17 protein-coding genes and 7 pseudogenes are annotated in these 22772 nt (G+C 37.9%); 8 read left to right on the plus strand and 16 right to left on the minus strand.

Translation table 11 applies throughout. The annotated features are described in order from the left end of the window. Position 1: 1 nt before the first annotated feature. Positions 2 to 406 carry a PrsW family intramembrane metalloprotease gene (locus NBRC111893_RS10915; protein ID WP_225417463.1) on the minus strand — a complete coding sequence of 135 codons (405 nt, stop codon included), beginning with the start codon at positions 404 to 406 and terminating at the stop codon, positions 2 to 4. After that, a complete protein-coding gene (locus NBRC111893_RS10920; protein WP_225417464.1) occupies positions 382 to 1083 on the minus strand; it encodes a PrsW family glutamic-type intramembrane protease in 702 nt (233 codons plus the stop codon). The genes NBRC111893_RS10915 and NBRC111893_RS10920 overlap by 25 nt, the downstream gene beginning before the upstream one ends. Before the next feature lie 143 nt (positions 1084 to 1226). On the opposite strand from NBRC111893_RS10920, the gene NBRC111893_RS01155 reads away from it, so the two are divergent. Beyond that, positions 1227 to 2186 carry a nucleoside hydrolase gene (locus NBRC111893_RS01155; RefSeq protein ID WP_125007685.1) on the plus strand — a complete coding sequence of 320 codons (960 nt, stop codon included), beginning with the start codon at positions 1227 to 1229 and terminating at the stop codon, positions 2184 to 2186. Between the two features lie 53 nt (positions 2187 to 2239). Here NBRC111893_RS01155 and NBRC111893_RS01160 read toward each other — a convergent pair. Both NBRC111893_RS01160 and spx read right to left on the minus strand, forming a co-directional pair. Beyond that, positions 2240 to 3051, minus strand: a pseudogene (locus NBRC111893_RS01160) (Cof-type HAD-IIB family hydrolase). A 151-nt stretch (positions 3052 to 3202) separates the two neighbouring features. Further along, positions 3203 to 3601 (minus strand): transcriptional regulator Spx, encoded by a 399-nt coding sequence (gene spx, locus NBRC111893_RS01165; protein ID WP_125007686.1) that lies wholly within the window; start codon positions 3599 to 3601, stop codon positions 3203 to 3205. Positions 3602 to 3885: 284 nt separating this feature from the next. On the opposite strand from spx, the gene NBRC111893_RS01170 reads away from it, so the two are divergent. The 4 genes from NBRC111893_RS01170 (at position 3886) to NBRC111893_RS12030 (ending at position 7487) form a co-directional block, all read left to right on the plus strand. Beyond that, entirely contained in the window at positions 3886 to 5856 is a 1971-nt protein-coding gene (locus tag NBRC111893_RS01170) for a cation:proton antiporter (protein ID WP_369689688.1), read from the plus strand. 77 nt (positions 5857 to 5933) lie between these two features. After that, positions 5934 to 6206: a hypothetical protein gene (locus NBRC111893_RS12020; protein ID WP_369689679.1), complete on the plus strand. Its 273-nt coding sequence runs from the start codon at positions 5934 to 5936 to the stop codon at positions 6204 to 6206. Between the two features lie 53 nt (positions 6207 to 6259). Next, on the plus strand, positions 6260 to 7093 hold the full coding sequence (locus NBRC111893_RS12025) for a bifunctional metallophosphatase/5'-nucleotidase (protein ID WP_369689680.1): 834 nt from the start codon (positions 6260 to 6262) through the stop codon (positions 7091 to 7093). 13 nt (positions 7094 to 7106) lie between these two features. Then, positions 7107 to 7487 carry a 5'-nucleotidase C-terminal domain-containing protein gene (locus NBRC111893_RS12030; protein WP_369689681.1) on the plus strand — a complete coding sequence of 127 codons (381 nt, stop codon included), beginning with the start codon at positions 7107 to 7109 and terminating at the stop codon, positions 7485 to 7487. 31 nt (positions 7488 to 7518) lie between these two features. Here NBRC111893_RS12030 and rny read toward each other — a convergent pair whose 3' ends face one another. Beyond that, entirely contained in the window at positions 7519 to 9129 is a 1611-nt protein-coding gene (gene rny / locus NBRC111893_RS01180) for a ribonuclease Y (RefSeq protein ID WP_125007687.1), read from the minus strand. A gap of 63 nt (positions 9130 to 9192) precedes the next feature. Next, positions 9193 to 10143, minus strand: a pseudogene (locus NBRC111893_RS01185) (alpha/beta hydrolase). Positions 10144 to 10270: 127 nt separating this feature from the next. Here NBRC111893_RS01185 and NBRC111893_RS01190 point away from each other — a divergent pair. Then, positions 10271 to 10695, plus strand: a pseudogene (locus NBRC111893_RS01190) (helix-turn-helix domain-containing protein). 10 nt (positions 10696 to 10705) lie between these two features. After that, positions 10706 to 11561 (plus strand): annotated as a pseudogene (locus NBRC111893_RS01195) (SAM-dependent methyltransferase). Here the strand turns inward: NBRC111893_RS01195 and NBRC111893_RS01200 are convergent. The 10 genes and pseudogenes from NBRC111893_RS01200 to rpsN all read right to left on the minus strand — a co-directional run bounded on the left by NBRC111893_RS01200 (position 11533) and on the right by rpsN (position 21544). Further along, the gene (locus NBRC111893_RS01200) at positions 11533 to 12108 is read right to left on the minus strand and encodes a methylated-DNA--[protein]-cysteine S-methyltransferase (protein ID WP_125007688.1); all 576 of its coding nucleotides are present in this window, start codon (positions 12106 to 12108) and stop codon (positions 11533 to 11535) included. The pseudogene NBRC111893_RS01195 and the gene NBRC111893_RS01200 overlap by 29 nt on opposite strands. A 136-nt stretch (positions 12109 to 12244) precedes the next feature. Continuing rightward, entirely contained in the window at positions 12245 to 13675 is a 1431-nt protein-coding gene (gene arcD / locus NBRC111893_RS01205) for an arginine-ornithine antiporter (RefSeq protein ID WP_125007689.1), read from the minus strand. A 29-nt stretch (positions 13676 to 13704) separates the two neighbouring features. Next, positions 13705 to 13836, minus strand: a complete 132-nt coding sequence (locus NBRC111893_RS10925; protein ID WP_230402922.1) for a hypothetical protein — start codon at positions 13834 to 13836, stop codon at positions 13705 to 13707. A gap of 11 nt (positions 13837 to 13847) precedes the next feature. Beyond that, on the minus strand, positions 13848 to 14387 hold the full coding sequence (locus NBRC111893_RS01210; protein WP_225417466.1) for a Crp/Fnr family transcriptional regulator: 540 nt from the start codon (positions 14385 to 14387) through the stop codon (positions 13848 to 13850). Positions 14388 to 14461: 74 nt separating this feature from the next. Continuing rightward, positions 14462 to 15402, minus strand: a pseudogene (arcC, locus tag NBRC111893_RS01215) (carbamate kinase). A gap of 101 nt (positions 15403 to 15503) precedes the next feature. Then, complete coding sequence (gene argF, locus NBRC111893_RS01220; protein ID WP_125007910.1) at positions 15504 to 16535, minus strand: ornithine carbamoyltransferase; 1032 nt, start codon at positions 16533 to 16535, stop codon at positions 15504 to 15506. Between the two features lie 29 nt (positions 16536 to 16564). Next, positions 16565 to 17805, minus strand: a pseudogene (arcA, locus tag NBRC111893_RS01225) (arginine deiminase). 414 nt (positions 17806 to 18219) lie between these two features. Next, a pseudogene (gene argR, locus NBRC111893_RS01230) lies at positions 18220 to 18698 on the minus strand (arginine repressor). A gap of 140 nt (positions 18699 to 18838) precedes the next feature. Continuing rightward, complete coding sequence (locus NBRC111893_RS01235) at positions 18839 to 21136, minus strand: glycoside hydrolase family 65 protein (RefSeq protein WP_125007690.1); 2298 nt, start codon at positions 21134 to 21136, stop codon at positions 18839 to 18841. Between the two features lie 138 nt (positions 21137 to 21274). Then, a complete protein-coding gene (gene rpsN, locus NBRC111893_RS01240; protein WP_125007911.1) occupies positions 21275 to 21544 on the minus strand; it encodes a 30S ribosomal protein S14 in 270 nt (89 codons plus the stop codon). 265 nt (positions 21545 to 21809) lie between these two features. Here rpsN and NBRC111893_RS01245 point away from each other — a divergent pair, with 265 nt between their 5' ends. Then, entirely contained in the window at positions 21810 to 22733 is a 924-nt protein-coding gene (locus NBRC111893_RS01245) for a LysR family transcriptional regulator (RefSeq protein ID WP_125007691.1), read from the plus strand. The last annotated feature ends 39 nt before the right edge of the window (positions 22734 to 22772 follow it).

Raw genomic sequence — 22772 nt, forward strand, 5'->3', positions numbered from 1 at the left:
CCTAATTACTTTTTAGTCGCTTAATAATTCGTCGACTCTCTCGCTTATTAGTGATAATTTGTCCCTGTAAGGTCTTTACTTCGCGCAGTCCGGCATCAATCAATACTGTAATTGTAAACCAACCAATTACCACATCAATGACTTCTTGAGCTAATGACATCCAAATTGTAGTATTAGGAATATCCCAATCCCAAAAAGTATGCAAACCAATTACTAATATCAAAAAGATACTAAAACGGGGATTAAAAAAATCGGTTGCTGTAAAAGGTTGTTTACGCGTTTTACCTAAAATAATGGCCCCACCAACAATTGCCGCCCAGATTGTATGCGTCCCAAATGCTTGGAAACTTCTAGTGAAAATTGTAAACAATCCATATTCACTCACATATCCCGAACTTTCAAACACCGAAAACCGGCCCCAATCGCGGCCCCAATCAAAATTCCATTAAAAATGTAATTTACTCGGTAGCGATTGATAAACAAGATGATTACCAACGCCTTCGCAACTTCTTCCACAAATCCGACCAACAGGGCATTTTCAATACTAACCGTGGTTCTAATTGGTAATGCTAAATACAAAGTCATCGTTACCAGCAATGACATAATTCCTCCCACTAAAAAGGTGGTTAATAATTGCAGGACCGAAATATTTTGATAAACATTGATCTCAAAAAACATCATCAACAGTGAAAACGGCACTGCTAACGAACCAATAAAAATCATCCCAGGAATGGCTTTATCACTTTTAAATAAGTATAAAAGTAGCATCAGCATCGAAAAACTAACGGCTAAAACCAAAAATACTCTGGTGAAAAACCATGGCTTAACTGGTCGACTGGAAACCTTTTTAAGACTTGGGGTCGTTGTCTTAGTTCCGACAATAAATAACTTATCCGCTTCATCTTGTGAATGTCGCTTAAATACCTCAGAAAACATTTTTGATAAGTGGATTTCCACCGTCTCATCATTATTTTCACCAAGATGTTTAGCAATACTATCATCTAAATTATCATAATTTCTTTTAACACCCGTCCATAAGAACGAGCCTAACTTTCTACATGCATCAACAAATGTATTTTCCATAAATGCCCCCCTTGATCCTATTAAGATTAAACTAGAAATTAATTTGATTCAAGTCGATGATGAATTGAGTTTTTTTTAAATATCGAGTATGATTGAGTAAAGGGTTTTCATTCTTGATATTATTATAGTTGGAGGTAGTTTTAATGGCCCAAAAGAAAATGATTCTTGATCTTGATACTGGTATTGATGACGCAATGGCAATTGCATATGCAGTTGCTTCACCCGAAGTTGATTTAATCGGTATCATCGGTTCATACGGTAATGTTTACGTTGAAGATGGTGCAATTAACTCACTTAAGATTTTGGAATTACTCGGTGTAACTGATGTACCAGTCTACGTTGGTCTATCACATTCTTCAGAATCAGATCACTTTGACCGAATGCCAATTTCAGCCCAGATTCATGGAGAAAACGGAATTGGTGAAGTTGAGTTACCAGAACCTACCCGTCCAGTTGAAACTGGTGATGCCATTGATTTCTTAATCGACTCTGTCAAACAATATGGTAAAGATTTGATTCTCGTTCCTACTGGTCCATTAACTAACTTGGACGCTGCAATTAAAAAAGATCCTTCAATCACTAAAGAAATTGGCAACGTAACTATCATGGGTGGTGCCCTAACCGTTCCTGGTAACGTTACTAATGTGACCGAAGCAAACATTCAACAGGATGCAGCAGCTGCTAACCGAGTATTTATTAGTCCACTTCACTTAACGATGGTTGGTTTAGATGTTACATTGAGAACCTTATTAACTAAGAAAGAAACTCAACAATGGCGTGATTTAGGCACTAAATCTGGTGAAGCTTTTGCCGATATTGTTGACTACTACATCAAAGCCTACGAGGTAACTAGCCCTGATCTACACGGTTGTGCCCTTCATGATCCATTTGCCGTTGGCGTTGCCATTAATCCTGACTTTGTCCAATGTTTGGATCTAAACATGTACGTAACTACTGATGACAAGTACTACGGTCGTACAATTGGTGACCCAGCTCGCTTATCAGAACCAGAAACTAACGTTAAGGTAGCGGTTAATGCGAACGTTGACGCTTACCTTAAAGAATTTATGAGCCGCTTGGGCGGTCTATTCAAACAAAATTAATAACTACTAATTAAAATGAACCTGGTGCAATGAATTCGCACTAGGTTCATTTTTTATTGTTCAAATAGCTTTTGAGTACTTTCTTGGCTCAAAAAGGCCGCCACGCCATCATCATCATTTGATAACGTAATTGCATCACTAACGGCTTTAACATCCTCGGATGCATTGGCCATCGCAACTCCCATCCCTGCTTTGGCAATCATGCCTAAATCATTAGCAGCATCACCAAATGTCATTAATTGAGAAAAGTCCCATCCAAAATGATCAAGTAAATGTTCAAGTCCCACTACCTTATCCATCTTAGGGGCCAGAAACTCCATAATATGTGGCTGTGAACGAACGATATGATAAGCTGCCTTCATATCTGGAGTTAATTCAGCTTCATATTTGTCCAAAGCTCAGGCTTGTCGCAGATAACCGCCTTGGAGTATTGTTGCTGTGCATCAAGTTCACCAAATGGCATATGATCAAACTTTAATTGGCCATGAAACTGAGCTTCATATAAAGAAGGTTTCAGATCAGTGATCCCATATACTTGGTCAAAGTTCAAAATATCTAGTGGAGCTCCAACAGTCGCGGCAAAGTCATGTAATGGTTGCCATTGAGTCTTTGCTACCCCACTTTTAGCTAATTCACCTTTATCCTGATTATGAACAACTAAGGCACCGTTAAACGTGATTGTGTAATCATCTGGCTGTAATAGATTCAACTGCTCAATTAAATGCCAAATTGCATTAATAGGGCGGCCAGTACACAGAACTACTTTGATACCGTTATTGTGTAATTTCTTTAATACTGCTTCATTTACTTTCGAAATTGTTTTCTCACTAGTCAACAATGTGTTGTCCAGATCGAGGGCAATCATCTTAATCAAATTCGCGTCCTCCTTGTATTACTATCATAATTGTACAACTTGAGTTAAGTTAATGAACCATAATTTAAATTTAACCAACAAAAAAACGCCAACAAATTAATGTTGGCGTCAATCAATCGATAACCATTAAGTAATGTATCGACTATCCAATCATTTGTGATTCTAGCTGACGTAATTCAGCTTCTCGAACACTACGAGGAAGAAATCTTCTAATCTCTTCTTCGTTAAAACCAACTTCGATTCGGTGCTCATCAAAGATAATTGGTCGTTTGATTAGATCAGGGTATTTAACAACAAGATTTACTAATTGAGATACCGACAACTCATCTAAATTCAAGTTCAACTTCTTATAGATGTTAGAACGAGTAGAGATGATATCCTCACTACCATTTTCAGTTAAGCGTAATAATTTTTTAACTTCATCAGCACTTAACGGATTTGAATTAATATTTCTTTCTTTAAATTCAATGTTGTGCCCCTTTAACCATGCCCGTGCTTTTCTACTTGATGCACTGCTTTGTGCTACATATAAATTTAACATTTATATCCCCCCTATAGGCTTCTATAAACAACATATCCTCTTGGCTATAATATTATCACAACGGTAATAATTGTCAATACCATTACTTACTTTTTATAATCGTTTTTTTCACAAATAGGCGACTGTTTTTATACGTTAAATTGACTTATAATATTGATAACAATCGCTTTAGGAGGCGTTTTTAGTGGAAGCGTTTTATTCTGTAACATTATTGATTATTGCCGCATTAATTTCAAATATTATTTCTTCGGTTTTTTGATAAGATTCCCCTGACTTTTTTTGAAATTGCTAGCGGTTTTGCATTATCGTTCCTACCAATATTTCACAATTACTCGTTAGAGCCAGAAATGTTTATGTTATGTATTATTGCCCCCCTATTATATATGGATGGCTCACGGACAAATCTAAGACGATTTCGAAATTCACTTGGCCAATTATTCTCAATGGCGGTTTTTTTAGCTATCGTAACAGCGGTCATTATGGGCATCGTCTTCCATTCGCTATTACCAATCATCCCAGTATCATTATCAATCGTATTGGCAGCGATTATCACACCAACTGATTCGCTGGCCTTCTCATCTGTTACACAGGGAATCAACATTCCTAAAGATGTATCCGGGGCCTTAGAAACTGAATCATTGTTTAATGATGCTTCTGGCATTGTTATCTTTAACTTAGCGATTGTTGCATACTCAACTGGTAAATTCTCATTTGCGAGCGGCCTAACTAATTTCGCTATCAGCTTTTTTGGTGGAATTATCATCGGCTTAATTGCCGGAAGAATTTTTTCCGCTATCCAAGATTTTTTAGTGTCTAAGTCAATGGATACTTCAACCGTATTATTACCATTAAGCTTGATGTCGCCCATTGCCATTTACCAAATCGCTGAATGGTGCCACGCTTCTGGAATTTTAGCCGTTGTTGCTGCCGGTATCTTACAAGGAATCTTCTCAACTCGGCTTCGATTAACCGCCACTGATGTTCAATTAGTAATTAATTCATCATGGCAAGTCATTAGTAGTTTATTATCAGGAATTGTGTTCGTTCTTTTGGGAGTCACCATTCCAACCGTTATTTCAAAGATGACTTCAGTTTCTAACCACTTATTGGTTGAACTATTAATTCTGTCAGTAGTTTTATATTCAGGTATGTTATTAATTAGGTTCTTATGGACCCGTTTTAATTTAGTCAGGTTACAAGCCGAAAAGCGCGTGTTCAATTCTACTAAAGATTCGTTCATCGTCGCCATTGGTGGCATTCATGGAACCATTACTCTTTCCATGGCGCTTTCCATTCCATTTACTGCTAATGGGCAAAACTTCCCCTTCCGAAATGAAATTATCTTCGTTGCCACTATTGTCATCCTTCTTAGTTTAATAGTTCCCACAATTGTTCTACCTTTAATGTTAGAAAGAAAAGAGAAACCCGATGAAGCAACATTTAATAATTTCCGTAACCAGATGGTTGATTATAGTTCAACACGGATAAAGCAGGCTCCCAATATTGATATTTCTGATCGCAATTATGTTCTTGAAATGTTAGCTAGCCAAAAGAAATCTGGTCACACCGATTCAAAGAAAATAAATGACATTATGAGGGAAATTAACAATATCCAATACCAGTCCATGATGGATTTATTAGGATCTAGCGAAACCGATAAGCGAATTGCTAATATGCTTAGTCGAAGATTTGTTACTAATCCTGATACCCAAGGTAGCTTTATCAAAAAGCTTAGACTGACCTTCCGGTTATTATTTTCAAGACGTCGAACAAAGAAAATTAGGCGCAGAGTTAATGAATACGAAAAATCATTAACTAACTCTAATCAAAACAAGCTCCCAGAACGAACTCGATTAGAAAAATCAGCATCTAATCAAATTGTTTCAGCAAATCAAAGTAACCAGGATTCATCCAAGTCAATTCAAAATGAATTTCGAAATCGCATGAGCGAACTCCGAGATCAAATTGATACTTTGTCTTTTCAACGGATTAATGAATATTTAGATAGTATCGAAGATAACGATAATGTTAGCGAGGTTGCCTTTGCTCGTTCAGCCATCACCTTCCGTCACAGACGAGGTTCAAAAAATAGTGCTTACCAAAAAGACCTCCTGATTACAGCGCTGCAATACGAATACCAATTCATTTCTACCCAATTTAAGCAAGGAAATATTGATAAAGACCTATCAGACCGCCTTAACCAGAGTGTCGCAACCGATCAAATGGTTTACTTACAATCGATCGATGATAATTAGGAATAATTTCATGGGAATTTTACAATATTCACAATGTTATATATACTAGAATCCATAGATAATCTGCGGGTGAAATTATGAAAATAACAATTCTTTGTACCAGTGATACACATGGGTTTATCGAACCAACCAATTATGTAGATAAAGGCTTTACCAAACCATTCGGAATTGGTAAAGCTGCCAGCACTATTCAAGCCTATAAAATGGCTCATCCAGATGAAAAAATCATCGTCATTGATAATGGCGATTTTTTAGAAGGTTCGCCATTATCATATTTGTCGCTAAAAAAGCTAATTCACACGACCGCCACATCTATAACCAATGTTATAACGATGTTGGCTATCAACTAGGAACCATTGGCAATCACGAATTTGATTATGGCCTTAATTATCTTAAGGACGTTATGGCACAGTCCAACCGGCAATTTATTTGTGCAAATATCGTCGATCATAACAACCAACCTTTCTTGGGGAAGCCTTATGAAATTGTAGATTTTGGACCGTGTAAAGTCGGGTTCTTAGGTTTAAGTACGACCAGTACTAAAAAATGGAAAAACGTAAACGAGTTAGATGATTTTAATTTAATTTCTGAAATCGATACGGCTGCTAAGTATATTCCCGAAATTAAAAAACAAGCCGATTTCGTTGTCGCCGTGTATCATGGTGGCTTCGAACGTGACCATACTGGCACCTGGACCGATATTAACCCAGGTGAAAATAAGGGTTACGATTTACTAGAAACCTTCCCTGAAATTGACGCAATGATTTCCGGTCATCAACACCGTAAAATCGCCGGCCATCTATTCAAGAAGCCAATTATTCAACCTGGCTTTCGTGGTGAATTCGTTGGCCGGATCACCTTAACTATTTCGGCGACTGAAAAACGAATTACTAAGAGCGAATCAGAGCTACTTAGCGTTGCTGACTCACCAGTTGATGATCGCATAAAAGCCACTTTATCGCCTTTATCAAAGAATGTTGCTCATTGGTTAGATCATCCTTTAGCCAGAATTCAAGGTGACCTATCATTTAATGATCCATTTACCGCCAGAACTCAAGATTCTGCCTTTATGGAATTTATCCATAAAGTGCAAATGGACAAAATGGGCGTCGATATTTCAGCAACTGCGCTTTATAATAATGAGGCTCACGGCTTTTCTAATCCAATCACGATGCGCAACATTATCACTAACTATGTATATCCAAATACGTTAGTGGTTTCGAAATTTCGGAGCTGACTTAAAAGACGCCTTGGAAGTTTCAGCTGAATACTTTACGCTTAAGGCCGGTAAAGTTGTTATTGATGAAAAATTCATTTTTCCAAAACACCGCTATTATAATTATGATATGTACGAAGGCATCGACTACACGTTAGATATCTCTGAACCCTTAGGTAAACGAGTAACACAGTTATCCTATCACGGTGAACCAGTCGAACCTGATCAAAAGTTAAAAGTGGTTCTCAATCGTTACCGAGCAACTGGTGGCGGCCACTATCCAATGTTCAGTAAAGATAAAATTATTAAGGCCGATGACACCATTATTTCCCAAATATTCCTTGAATATTTGCAACAACATCCTGTTATTAAGGCAACTAACAACCATAATTTCCAAGTAATTCCGGGTAAATAATTAAAAAATCCCTTAGAAACTAGCAAAATGCTTAGCTTCTAAGGGATTTTTTTAAGCGCGTTTCTTTTTCTTCTTTCTTTTCAGCACCAACATACGATACTGCTTTAAAACTACGAATTAACGTTACCTTGATTTTACCCGGATAAGTTAATTCATTTTCAATTTGATCACTGATTTGCTCGGCTAATTCTTGATTCTTATCATCATTAATTTGATTAGGATCAACCATTACTCGAATTTCTCGGCCGGCTTGAATAGCAAAACTATCCTTTACACCAGGCTTTTGTCCAGCAATCTTTTCCAGTGTCCGCAAGCGGTTAATATACTCTTCAGCTGACTCACTCCGAGCACCTTGACGACCACCAGAAATTGAATCTCCAGCAGCCACCAAATGAGCAATTGGTGTCGTAATGTCGACGTCTCCATGGTGAGAGGCGATTGAGTTAATCACTCGTTCATCTTCATCATACTGTTCAGCAATTTGCACTCCTAATTCAACGTGAGTGCCATCAACATCATGATCGATTGCTTTACCAATATCATGAAACAAACCAGCTCGCTTAGCAATTTGGACATCTAAGCCAAATTCTGCTGCAAGAATACCGGCAATTTTAGCGACTTCCACTGAATGCGTAAGGACATTCTGACCATAGCTGGTACGATATTTCAATCGACCAATCAACTTCATTTCATCCGGATGAACAAAGCCAATATGAAGTCCCATTGCAATATCCTCACCCGTTTTCCTAATTTCACTCATTAGGTTACTAGAAACTGTGTCGACTTGTTGTTCGATCGTTTGAGAATTAATCTGTCTTGTAACCATTAGATTACCAATTACCGTGCGGGCAATTTCACGTCGAAGTGGATCAGAAGTTACCACGTGTAACATTAATGGTTCATTTCGATCGAATACGATATCAACCCCTGTCAAGGTTTCAATATATCTTAAATTAATGCTTTCTTTACCTATCAGCTTTTGTTTAGTGCCTTGATCTGGCAAAATAACTGAGTGTTCAACGTGCTCACGTGGATAATCAACCGGACCTCGTTGAATTGCATCATCGGCCAATTGTTTAGCCATTTTAGGTGCAACTACCTTAGCTTCATCCGCCTGATAGCGAAGTTCGACTTCTCGTTCGCGGTCCAAATCAATTGATAATTGATCTGTAATCTGTTTAGCAGCTTCTTCATAACTTAAATGCGCATTATCTTGAAGAACCTGTTTACGTTTATTAGTTAGTTGCTGCTCCTGATCAGTTAATTTATCAATTTCAGCCTTAACCTCATCTAATTCAATTTGGCGTTCAGCTAAACTATTATGCATCTTATCCAATCGTTGCTTAACCTGCTCAACCCCGTTAGTTCTTTGATCAACTCGTGATTGACGCATCCGGTTATCTGCTTCGTAGCTATCAAGTTCCTCATTCATTGAAGCTTGATAAGTTTGCGTTTCTTGCTTACCGCTACTAACAATTGTCATTGATGCCTGCTTAGCCTCAGCTTCAGCAGCTTTAATCAATTGATCAGCTTGCTGTTTCGCTTTTTGAATTGCTTGATCGTACTTTTTTTGCTCGGATTTTTTCCCAACAATTGTGGCAACCACAGCAATAATAACAGCCAATATAATTGTTATTACCAACTAGGCACCTCCCTTCTAAAACTTCACTCCTTAATTATAACAATTTCGCAGACTTTTTTCTGCTTATTTCACGTACTTCGCAAGAAACTCGCGAACTTTTTCAGTATATAATTGTGGATTCTTTTCATATGACTGAGCATGAGCAGCTCCTTTGACAATCAGTAGCTCCTTAGGACCCTTAGTAGCATGATATAGCGGATAAACCATTTTAGTTGGCACAAACTTATCCTCTGAACCATGAATAAACATCATTGGTCGATGATTTTCTTAACTTGATTCAGTGAACTAGCCTCTTTAAAGTTGTAACCATCTTTAAATTGCGTGATTGAACTAACAATATCAACCAGTGGGAATCGCGGAACGGCCGGTAAATGATAAAGTTGCTTCGCCTGATATACGATTTCGTCATTTGCGCTTGTATAACCACAATCTTCAACAAACGCTTTTACCTGACTAGGCAACTTAGTACCGCTAACCATCATCGTTGTCGCACCGCCCATGCTGACCCCGAAAACTACGATTTGTGAATCACTGCCTTGTCGGTGAATCACTTGGGCGATCCACTTGTCATAATCCAAGCGTTCTGGCCAACCAAAACCAATGTAGTTTCCCTGACTATCCCCATGACCACGAGCATCCGGTAACAACACGTTATAACCCAATTGGTGAAACATGTGAGCGTACTCAAACATTTTTATTTTTATTACTCATAAATCCATGAGCTACTAAAACCGTCTTATTCGTCTTTTTAGCAGCGGGAATATAATTAGCATCTAATCGTAAATTTTGACCGGCAGATGTTTCTGTCCACCGTTCTTTTGCAACGGATTGGTACCATTTATGCGCCGGATATAGCGGATTAGTTTGCTTAATCGGCTTATCCTTAGCTAAAAATGTTTTGGGTGCCGGAACAACCGCCACCTGGTAAAAATACATACCTGCACCAAATAATCCGGCGGCAACTAACGCTAACGTTGAAGCCCCAATTACCATTAGTCGTGTTTTTTTCTTCATCTCACACTCACCCTTTATAAAAATTATACCGTCGATAATAATAACACATCATCCCATTAATCAAATGGAAAGTTTTTGTGAATTCCCAATTTGCAGTATAATAGATACTGATAAGGATGGTGATTATATGTTTTCTGAACGACTACGAGCATTGCGTACCGGCCAACATTTAACATTAGAAGGTTTGGCCAAAGAACTAAACACAATGTTTCCAACTGATGAACAGCACGAAAATACCCCAGCTCAAATTGGTAATTGGGAACGTGGTGTCCGCACCCCCTCTTACCTTGAGGTGCAAAGTTAGCTAAGTTTTTTGATGTCACCATGGATTACATTACTGGACTATCCGAAAACACAGCCTATGACTTAGGTCGCTTATTTATTTCCGATAAAGATTTAACTTTTAACGGCCAGTTAATTACCTCCGCTGATCGCTACGAAGTATACCAGCTAATCGCTGGTTACCTCCACGGTAGAGAAAATCGCCTTGTTGCTCCAGACCCACAACAAGGATATCAAGAACAACTTAACTTAAATATCAACGACAAATAAGGATACTGCGATGCTGTCAAACAAACAACGAAAACAACTACTCAAGAAACATTCACAACCTAAACGCATATCAAAAGGCACTGATTATATCTCTCAACTAAACTACTACCGTGAGCTTTACTCAGCTGTTCCCGAAGTAGTTTTTTAATCAACAATGTCTTACAAAGTGACCGGTTGATTAAATCTGGAATGTTGCCCCAAGATTTACCGGAATTAATATTGCCTGACGATATCCAAGACCAAATATTTACCATCATCAACGCCAAATATCCCCAAGGCGATCCCCAAGGCGACCAACTCTGGAATCAATTAACCGCGGAATTGCCTAAAGTAGATAAGTTACTTCGGTCATATCGAGATTACCTAGAAGATACATATGGCATGTGGGCCTACATCTCTGCGCCATTTGTTAAAGCTATTGCTGATTATGTCGGCACGCTGCGGTCTTAGAGGTAATGGCCGGCAATGGCTATATCTCTCAGGGATTACAGAATTTAGGCCGGACTGTTTATCCGACCGATAGTTTGGCATGGGAAACCGAAAACCAAACTGGAAACCATCAGGTTATCGACGTTGAGCAGCTTGATGCCATCAGCGCTATCAAAAAATATAGTGATCGCGTAAACTACGTAATTATGAGTTGGTCTCCTGATAAGGATCCAATTGACGTTAACATCTTAAATGAAATAAGAAACGCCAATAACCGTGAGCTTAAGCTCATTGTTATTGGCGAAAAAGATGGGGCCACTAATTCAGCTGAATTCTGGCAGCAAGCTAATTTTATCGACCAAGCTGCTACTGATAAGTTGAATGAACACCACCAACCATTTGATTTAATTAAAGATCAGGCCTACCTAGTTGACTAAGCTTGGGTAAGGGCAATTTATTAATAAAACTCTTTTTAGGGGCTCTGCTTTCAAGTTCAAGCAGGGTCGCTTTTTGTTCCTCACCGCCACGATATTGTCCTAAAGCACCATCCGCTTTAATAATTCGATGGCAAGGAATCATGATCAACACTGGATTTAGCGCAACCGCATGGGCAACCGCTCGGGCAGCATCGCGGTTCCCAACTTTAGCGGCCAAATCGCTATAACTAATTGTTTCGCCATATGGAATCTCTGCGATTGTATTCCAAACTAACTGTTGAAATTCCGTTCCAGCTTCCGTTAAATCAATCGGCAAATCAAAGTGGCGCTCCTTACCGGCAAAATAATCTTCAAATTGCTCGCGGTAAGCCGCTGTTTTTTCTTCATCATAAGTAAATTCTACCTGATATCTAATATCCGGATAGAAGTTAAACATTTCTGACAATCTTTTTCCCGGACTTGAAACAAAGTTGATTCCCGCCTCTGTCACGGTGAAAAAGAACTTAGTGTGATCAATTTCAACACTATCCCAGTAGATTTTCTTCATATCATTACTTCTCCATCTAATATCTCTGTACTCATTCTAGCATGAAACGAACTTTTTAGTGTGCTTCAATTGACTCTAAATAATAAAGGGTGTGGAATCAATATCCACGCCCTTTATTTATCATACATATTAAACTTTAGAATGTTATCTTGCCAACAATTAATCCATAGATGGCATATATTGCTCCAATTAAAATTAAGATAGCAATTACTCGTTCAACTGGACCAAAGACCTTTTCTGCATGATTGTCCTTTTTTTGCAAGATCCAGTAAACTGGAATTCCTGCAGCAAACAAGATACAAGTTAATAGTAAGAAGTCTGCCCCAGCGGCAATTAATAGCCATAAAGCATACACACTAGAGACAATTCCGATAACGATGTTACCAGTTCTACCAGCGGTTCCATTAGTTTCATTCATTGAGAATTTCAATTGATAGAAAGCTGAGAATGCATATGGAATTAAGATTGCGGCACTAGCAATTGAATAGAAGAATTGATATGCCTGAGCAGTGATCAAGTATGAGAACATGAATAATTCAACTAACACGTTTGTGAATAATAATGAATTAATTGGTGCCCCATTCTTGTTTTCTTTAGCAAATACCTTAGGAAAAGTTCCTTGCTTAGCAGCTTCATAAGGTAATTGGCCAGCAAACATAGTCCATGATAACCAAGCCCCCACTACAGAAATAATTAGGCCTAAGTTAACAACCACTGCGCCCCACTTACCAACTAGACTTTCTAGTAATTGGGCCATGGCTGGTTGTGATAAGTGTGATAATCCGCTTCTAGTCATTACACCAAATGAAAGTAATGTAACTAGCATATAGATTAAAATAACAGTAATAATCCCTAAAACAGTTGCTTTACCAACATCAGAACGTTTTCTGGCTCTTCCTGAGAAGACCACCGCTCCTTCAATCCCGATAAATACCCACACAGTAACTAACATGGTGCTCTTAGCTTGGGACATAACACTACCCCATTCAAAATTACCACTTGCTGTGTTCCAGAAATCCATCGTAAACATATTGAGCTTAAATGCGAATAAAACAATAATTAAGAATAAGAAAATTGGAATTAACTTAGCGATTGTGATTACTGTGTTAACAAATGATGCTGATTCTACTCCCCGTAAAATCATAAAGTGACAAGCCCATAAAATAAATGATGCCGCCACGATTGACCAAATGTTTTGACCATCTTTGAAGATTGGCAAGAAGTACGCCACGGCACTCATTAGCAACGTTGCATATCCAACGTTTCCTAGCCATGCTGATAGCCAATATCCCCAAGCGGAGTTAAATCCCATGTACTTTCCAAATCCCGCTTCCGCGTAACTATAAACTCCGGCATCAAGATCTGACCGTTTCATTGTTAAGTTTTGGAAGGTTAACGCTAACATTACCATTCCAATCGCGGTGATTACCCAACCAATGATGATTGCCCCGGCACCTGCGTCGGTTGACATATCATGCATCAAATTGAAAACTCCACCACCAATAATTGACCCAACAACTAAACCAATCAACTCTATTAAGCCTAATTTACCATCGTGTTCTTTCATTTCTTCACTCCCTAACTGGGTATCCCCGATTATTCGTTCGTTAAGATCCGAAAATATTTTTTACCATACAGAATTCTTTGGTCATTAACTAATTCTGAAACCATCTGACTAGTCGTTTCCCTAGTTGTCCCACTAATTTTTGATAATTCAATCAATGTCATTGGGTAAGGAATTAAGGTGGTTCCATCTTGTTGTTTTTCACCAATTTGTTGACCCAAAACTCAATTGCACTCTCAACTCGCTTTTTAGCGCTAGTCGTTACCATTTTTCGAAGTTGAATTTCGGTTGAATTAATGATTTGACCCATTTCCTGAATCACACAAACCATCATTTCTGAATTCTTCTTTAACAGCTTCTCAAATAGCTTCATTGGCATAATCGCGATTTTAACTTCCGACATGGTTTCAGCACTATATCCATAATTATCTCCAGTAAATAAACCAATAAATGGAAAGGTTTTATTTTCTTTGATATAAAAATATAGTTTTTCGTCACCGTTTTCGTCGTAGTGCAATGATCTTACGATTCCAGAGATAATCAAATAAAAATTATTGCGGGGATCACCCTGGTCAAATAAAACTTGGCCACGGTGATATTCCTTAATCGTAGTTTGGTCAACGAGTTCATCCCGATCACGCTCGCTCATACCGGCAAATTCGGGATGATTTTTAACTTTGAGTAAGCATTCTGCATAATCACTTTTAGATATCATTTTCGGATTCTCCAGAACAATTTTATTGTGTTGCTAACAAGCGCTCACGCAAGTTATCTGCTTATAGACAGCAATTAATCTGCGCTGATGATGGTTCCAGAACCGTTACTGATGAAACCATCAATATTATCAAGAGCTGTAACTACGGCTTCGTGTTTAGTTGACTTAACAAAGTCAATTGCAGCTTGAACTTTTGGTAACATGCTTCCCTTAGCAAATTGATCTTCACCGATATACTTTTCTAATTCAGATACGGTTACATGCTCTAACTTCTTTTGATCTGGCTTATTGAAGTTAACGTAAATGTTTTCAACAGCTGTCAAAATAATTAAGGCATCGGCACCAACAAGTTCGGCTAATTTTCACTAGCGAAATCCTTATCAATAACGGCTTCACGACCGGCCAAATTACCATTTTCAGTGACTACTGGTATGCCACCACCACCAACTGAAATTGGCACAATTCCTGCATCAACTAAAGTATTCACAGCTTTAGTTTCAACCACATTAATTGGCTTAGGTGAAGGAACTACTCGGCGGTATCCACGACCAGCGTCTTCAACGAAGGTGAACTCTGGGTTAGCAGCTTTGGCTTCATCAGCCTCTTCTTTTGACATGAATGGGCCAATTGGCTTAGTTGGGTTAGTAAAGGCCGGGTCATCTGGGCTTACTTCAACTTGAGTAACCACTGTAGCGACAGTCTTATCTAATCCTTTTTCTTTAAGAACCCGATTCATAGCATTTTGCATCCAGTAACCTATGCTGCCTTGAGTCATTGCCACAGCAGTATCAAGTGGCATTTCAGGGTTGTCTGGAGTGCTACCACCAGCTTGTTGAAGTAATAAGTTTCCAACTTGGGGACCATTTCCGTGAGAAATAATTAGTTGGTCACCATTTTCAATAAACTTAACTAAGTGTTCAGCTGTTTCTAAAAGTGCTTGCTGTTGAGCCTTTGCTGAGGCATCCTTTGATAAAATTGCATTTCCACCAAGTGCAACGACGATTTTTCTTCCCATTCTGTTCTTCCTCCAAAATCAATAATTTACTCAAAAAGGGACGGGATTTAATATCCCATCCCTTCTTTGAAGTGGTCCTCTTATGAGGTGCGCTCTAGTTATTAAACCTTAGGAATGAACATGTTTCCTAAAGTTGCGGCCATCATAGCCTTGATTGAGTGCATTCTGTTTTCTGCTTCTTCGAATTGACGAGCATACTTGCTTGTGAACACTTCATCAGTAACTTCCATTTCAGTGATACCATACTTCTTCTCAACATCTTGTCCATATTGAGTATCAGTATTATGGAAGGCTGGCAAACAGTGCATGAAGATCAATTGATCATCAGGAGTACCAGTTGCTTTAAGAGCTTCCATGTTTACTTGGTAAGGCTTCAAGAGGTTAACTCTTTCTTCCCAGTTATCTTCACCCATTGATACCCAAACATCGGTATAAACAATGTTTGAACCTAGCATACCTTCTTTAACATCATCAGTGATGAGAATCTTAGCGCCAGATTTTTCAGCGAAGCCCTTAGCGATACTTTGAGTTTCTTCGGTTGGGAATAAACTCTTAGGAGCAACGATATGAATGTTAACTCCAAGAATGGCACCAGTAACTAATAATGAGTTAGCAACGTTATTACGTCCGTCACCCATAAAGGTTAATGTTAAGCCCTTCAAAGTACCAAAGTTTTCTTTAACTGTCATAAAGTCAGCCAACATCTGAGTTGGGTGCCATTCGTCAGTCAAGCCATTCCAAACTGGAACCCCACTATCACGGGCAAGAATTTCAGCATCGCTTTGTTTGAATCCTCTAAATTCGATTCCATCAAACATGCCACCAAGAACCTTAGCAGTATCAGAAGTACTTTCCTTCTTACCTAATTGAATATCATTTTGGCCCAAATATTCTGGATGGGCACCAAGATCGATTGCAGCTGTGGTAAATGCTGACCGGGTTCTAGTTGATGATTTTTCAAAAAGTAATGCAATGTTTTTACCTTCGAGGTAATGGTGTGGAATACCAGCTTTTTTCAAGGCTTTTAAGTGTAGCCCCAAATCAATTAAATATTCCAATTCTGCGGCAGTAAAATCTTTTTCTGCTAAGACACTACGGCCTTGAAATACGCTTTGTTTAAAATCCTTATCCATCATGTGCGGAATCTCCCTTAATTATCAGTTTATTTAGTTAAATCTTCACGAACGATTGGGCAACTCATGCAACGTGGACCCCCACGACCCCGAGATAATTCACTTGAAATTACTTCAAGCACTTTAAGGCCATGTTGTCTTAATAAGTCATTAGAAACATAGTTACGGTTGTAAGTTACTACCACACCTGGAGCAATTGCCAAGGTGTTTGAACCATCGTTCCATTGTTCACGTCCAGCGATGATTGGGTCACCATTACCAGTTGGAATCAAGTCAAGATCATCCAAATGTAATGCATCCATCAAAGTTTGTTTAAGATCAGTACGGTGTTGGATGTGAATCCCGTTGTCACCTTCACCTGGAGTTAATGTGTAGGTATCAATATGACCACCTTCACCAAGAATTCCTGGATGAACCGTGAATTGATCGTAGTTAATCATTGTAAATACAGTATCCAAATGCATCATTGCATGGTTATGAGGAATGCTAATTGCGATAACTGTGTCGTAGTTGCTTTCTTTAAACAAGTTACGAGCAATATCTTCAATTGCATCGGCAGAAGTTCTTTGTGAAACTCCAATTGCCATAACGTGATCATTTAGAACTAATTCATCTCCACCTTCGATACGAGTAGTATGGTTACGATCACGCCATACATGTACACCTTGGTTAGCAAAACGTGGATGATGTTCAATAATAATTTGGTTGAATAATGATTCTCGTTGACGAGCAGCGAAGTCATGTGGTTGATGCTCAATCCTTCACCAATTGCGGCTGATGGATCACGAGTAAAGTAGAGGTTAGGCATTGGATCCATATAGAATTCATAGTCACCATCTTCGGCCATACTTTGTAAATCAGTAGGCACAAAGTCTATTTCATTCTTACGAATACCTTCCATAATCTTGTTAACCATGTCCTGGTTATTCATACTTGCAAGATATTCTTTCAATGCATCATGGGTTGAACCAGCTGCATATCCAGATTCAGTTAGCATTTGTTCTAAAAACTTGTCTTTTAATTCAGCACCACCAGCATCAAGTGCTTCTGCGGCTAATTTTTCAAGATAAAGAACTTCTACCCCGTTATCACGAAGGGTGTTAGCAAAGTAGTCATGTTCCTCTTGAGCTTTAGGTAAATATGGTATGTCATCAAACAAAAGTCTAGGCATCATGTCAGGGGTGAAATTTTCAATTTCGCGACCCGGGCGTTTAAGCAAAACTGTCTTTAACTTACCGATTTCCGAAAAGTTGTGAATTGGACTTGTCATATTACTGCCTCCTGTTCCTTTTTTGCTACAAACACATCATAGTTCATTTTGAAACCGCTATCAAGAAATAACTATCAAACAAAATGCGAAAATTTTAACAAAATTAGTCGTTTTCGCATATTTGCCAATTAATTTGATAAATAATTCACATTATGGCAACCTTTTTGATATTTATGCACTTAAAAAATCTAAAATTAAAAAAATAAGTTTTTGGTTAGAATTGCAAACGCTTGTCTAAAAGCACATGAAGCGGTTACATAAATATCGTTAAAATTATCCCTCAGATTATTTATACCGTTAATTTAATATTATTCAATTAATAATCACAAAAAAAGTGCCATTTCCTTACGGAAACGGCACTTTTCACTAACTGTAATTTTAGTTATTCATTATAAAATGTATGTTTTTCGACTTTTAATCAGTAGTAGAAATCATCAATTCTGGATTAACGTGCTTCATAAAAAAGTCATGTACGCTAGTGGCGGCTTGCTTTCCAGGGCAAAAATAACGATGGTATCATAACCAGCTAACGTTCCTGTAACATTGTCTAGCTTAAGGTCATCCATTACCGCTGATAATGGGTTAGCATAACTCGGTTGTGTGTGGATAACATTGATAAATTCAATCTGCTTAACATCAGTCACTGAACTATTAATCATGCGGTTCAACCGTTCTAGCTCATTTTGATTGCCTGATTTAAAGATCATGTATCGAGCATTGCCAGAACTATCAGGTTGTTTAACAATCTGCATTTCACGAATATCTCGAGATAAAGTTGCTTGAGTAACGCTAATGCCAGTATCCTTTAATTTACTCATCAATTCCTCTTGAGTGGTAATGGTGTCTTGATTAATAATTTGTTCGATTTTAGCTTGGCGCGATTCTTTTTTCATTAATAATGGCCTCCGCGGGTTGGTAACTAAATTTTTTAGTTTAAAAATACAATTTATTTAGTTTATTTGCATATTCTTACTTATAAATAATAAAACAAACCCTCGTCGATTGCCATATCCCAATTTATTTTATTACTCAATCAGTATTTAATAACTTGATCTGGACTCTCACTATCTAATTCACATTTCGCCCCAGCAATTTTAATCGTACTTCCCTTACCGCTCAATAGACTGACGTGAACTTCGTGTTCATAAATCGCAAAAATATATTCACTACCATATAAGAAAATTCTGAATTTAACACTATTCCACTGAGCAGGCAACTTAGGATCCATCGAGAATATCTCAGCATTATTCACCACTCCAGCAAACCCGTAGAATACACCTTCCCAAGCTGCCCCTAAACTACCAGCATGAATACCATTAGCCGTATTATGGTGTGAATTTTGAATATCCGTTTCAATTGCTTGCGTAAAGAAACTATAAGATTGCGCATTTTTACCAACTCGTGCCGCCGCAATAGCAAACACTGCTTGCGAAAGACTGGAATCATGCGTCGTAATTGGTTCGTAAAAATCAAAATCACGTTTTAATTCGTCATCGCTATATCCTTGTGGGAACAATACGTCGGCCAAGATAGTATCCGCCTGCTTGTTAACCTGACTTCGATACAACATTAGTGGGTGATAATGGAGCAACAAAGGGAAATCATTATTATCAATTTTTGCCAAATCAATTTTATTCATCTGATCAAAATTTTGATATTGTAATTTAATCTTATTATCTTCATCAAATGGTAAGTACATTGAGTCAGCCGCCTCTTGAATTCGTTCGAGTTCCTCTGGCGATAATCCTAACCGATTAGAAAGATCGGTATGTTCAAACCGCTTAGCGTATTTTTGTACCATTCGAAAATTAAATTTAACCATCTTATTAGTAAAGTAATTATTATCCACTACCGCACTATATTCATCTGGGCCGGTAACCCGATTAATGACAAATCTGCGCTTACCATCGATTTCAGCAAAGTTTCCCCATTCCATATAAAAACGGGCGGTTTCAACGATAATCTCATAACCGTAGTCATTCAGAAAGTCGTCATCTTTAGTAACCTCGTAGTATTGCTCAATAGCATATGCGATATCGGCATTAATATGAATTTGCGCTGTTCCCGCTGGCCAATAAGCACTGGCCTCGTATCCGTTAATCGTTCGCCATGCGTACATTGCGCCACCCTTAAAGCCAAATTGAGTGGCTTGTTGCTGAGAATTTTTCAACGTTTCATAACGATACATCAAAATCTTTTTTGCTAATTCAGGGTTGGTGTAAATGAAAAATGGCAACATAAAAATCTCTGTATCCCAAAAATAATGACCACCATAACCACTACCTGATAATCCCTTAGCTGGAATACTCGTATGGGAATCTTTGCCAGCTGATTGATATAATTCAAAAAAATTAAATCGCAAACTAAGTTGAACTTGAGGATCACCATCAATCTCCACATCACTATGGAGCCAAAATGTTTGCCATACTTGGGCTGAGGCCATTAGTTCAGACTTAAAACTAGTATTTTTAATATCCTCATTAAGTTTAACTAGATACTGATCCGCGTACATCCGTGCGTTGACTAGTGGATAAACATCACCAATGGAGAATAAAAATTCGAATTCTTTTTGGGTCCCCTTTTTCGCCTGATACTTAGCATGGTATCCCCAATGATTGCTTTCATCCTTAAAATAGCTAAGCTTTGGCCCATCTCCATTAAAGGTTACTAATGATCCTTGTTGACTCTTATATGTTGTGACTAGGTAACTTGGCTGCTCATAACCATCTAAAAAATCAAGCTGTAAGTGGCCTTGAGCTTCGTTAACCCGTACGTCAGAGACAGTAGCACTAGTTGCTTGGTTAATGTAACTATGCACTTTGATAATTTCCACTTCATCATCAAAATTAATTGGCACGACGCCATACTTAATCCCATAAACATTAACCGACTCCACACTCGCAAAGCTCTCAACAATTAAGTTAAAAATCTTGCCTTGAGGGGTTGTCACACTATAAATCTCGTGCAGCAAACCCGTTTGCATGTCTAAGTTCTTATCAACCGTTTCAACCTTAAAGTAATCAACCGCTGAATCTTCTTCACCGATTTTAATTTGTATATATCGCGGGTCGCACAATCGATTAATCACCTGATCATTAACGGGATATCCAGTATATTTTTCGCCATACTGAATTTGGTAATAATCATAAAAGCCATTGATAAATAGGCCAGGCGTTCCCATATAGTTAGGGTTATTTCCCTGTAATGGATTGGAATCTCTAACTCCAATGTGACCATTAGCCACACTAAAAATAGTTTCTAAGTATAGTTGTTCCTTTGATTTGAGATTTTGCAAATGGATTTGAAATTCTGGTCGCTGTTCAATTCGCATTTCAACTCTCCTATTTTACTTATTTACTTATAAAACTAGTTAAATCAGGATTAAAATGCAATTAATTACGCTTGAATTCAAAGAAAAAAACCGTTCTTATTCATTCGAATAAGAACGGCATACTTTTGATTTAACAGATTACCAACTTGCTTTCTTAACTCCAGGAAGTTGGCCTTCATGGGCTAACTTTCTAAAGTTAAGTCGTGACATATGAAACTTACGCATGTATGCATGAGGACGGCCATCAATCTCATCTCGACGATGAATTCTGGTTGGTGAAGCATTCCTAGGTAATTTACTTAGTGCAGCGTAGTCACCATTAGCCTTTAGTTCGCGACGTAAGTCAGCATATTTAGCAACAGTTTTTTCAATTTTTAATTCTTTTTGAATCTTAGATGTCTTAGCGATGAGTAGTACCTTCCCTCTTAAATAGTATTAATTACCATTTAAATATAACATTAACTTACTTTTTGTCAATAGATAATCAAAAATTAATTTGCGTTAACTTTACTCCACAATTCTAACTCGTTATAATTGAGAATACTATTTAAACATGTAAATCGTAACATTAAGGCATCTAAAATGAATTACCAATTTGAATCCTATATAATATAGTTAATGAATATTATAAGTTTTTTGATTGATTATTTGTTTCTAAAGGAGAAATTAAAGTATGAATAATAAACTACTTTCATTTCTGGAAGAAATCAAAGCTCAAGGAAATATGTCAAAGGCTGCTCAAGCACTCTTTGTAACTCAGCCGTATATTAGTCGAGTAATTAAAAACGCTGAAGATAATTTCGGAGTTAAATTAATTAATCGCTCATCGCACCCCCTTCAACTAACCTATGCTGGTGAACGATTATTAGATTTCTTACAGGAAGAATCCCAACTGCAAGCAAACTTAGACCGCGAAATGACTCATTTATCCCAATTTAAATATGGTCATTTAACGATTGCCTCAAATGAAGCCGTCTCTAACGATGTTTATGAACCGGTCTTACTTAAATTTTATGAAAAATATCCAGAAGTTCACGCCCAGATAATCTCAATTTCTAGTAGTGAAGCTGAACAACGGCTTACAGCTGGTTCCCTTGATTTCTTCTTGGGCGATCCTATCAGAAATCATAAAGTTCAGTATGTCCCAGTTACTCACATCCCCTTAGCATTAATCATCCCTAGTTCTTCAGTCTTATATCAACCTGATCAAACATTCGTTGATTTCTCAAAACTAGACTTATCAAAGTTAGTGGATGAATCATTTATTAGCATCCCCCGGAATAACGCCTACCACCGTTTAGTTGCCAGTTTTCTTCACAATCAAGGTGCATCGGTAGAATATAGTATTGAAGTTCCTGATATTAGTCTAGTTGCTAGTCTTGCACTTAACAACCTTGGCGTAGCCGTTATCCCCGAATCCTATATTTCAAAAAAGAATCCTTATGAATTAAAGAGCTTAAATATCGCTCGAATTCCTGTAAATATGTTAACCGCTGAATTTGGAATATCCTACATCAAATCCAAATTAACAGCGGAGCCCGTTGATGATTTAGTTAATATCATATCGGATATTTTTAAAGAAGCCAACCCTTCATAAATAAGACGGCAACATAAAAAGCTTGGTTATTATCAATCG

This window comes from Lentilactobacillus kosonis (assembly GCF_003864335.1).
Taxonomy (GTDB): domain Bacteria; phylum Bacillota; class Bacilli; order Lactobacillales; family Lactobacillaceae; genus Lentilactobacillus; species Lentilactobacillus kosonis.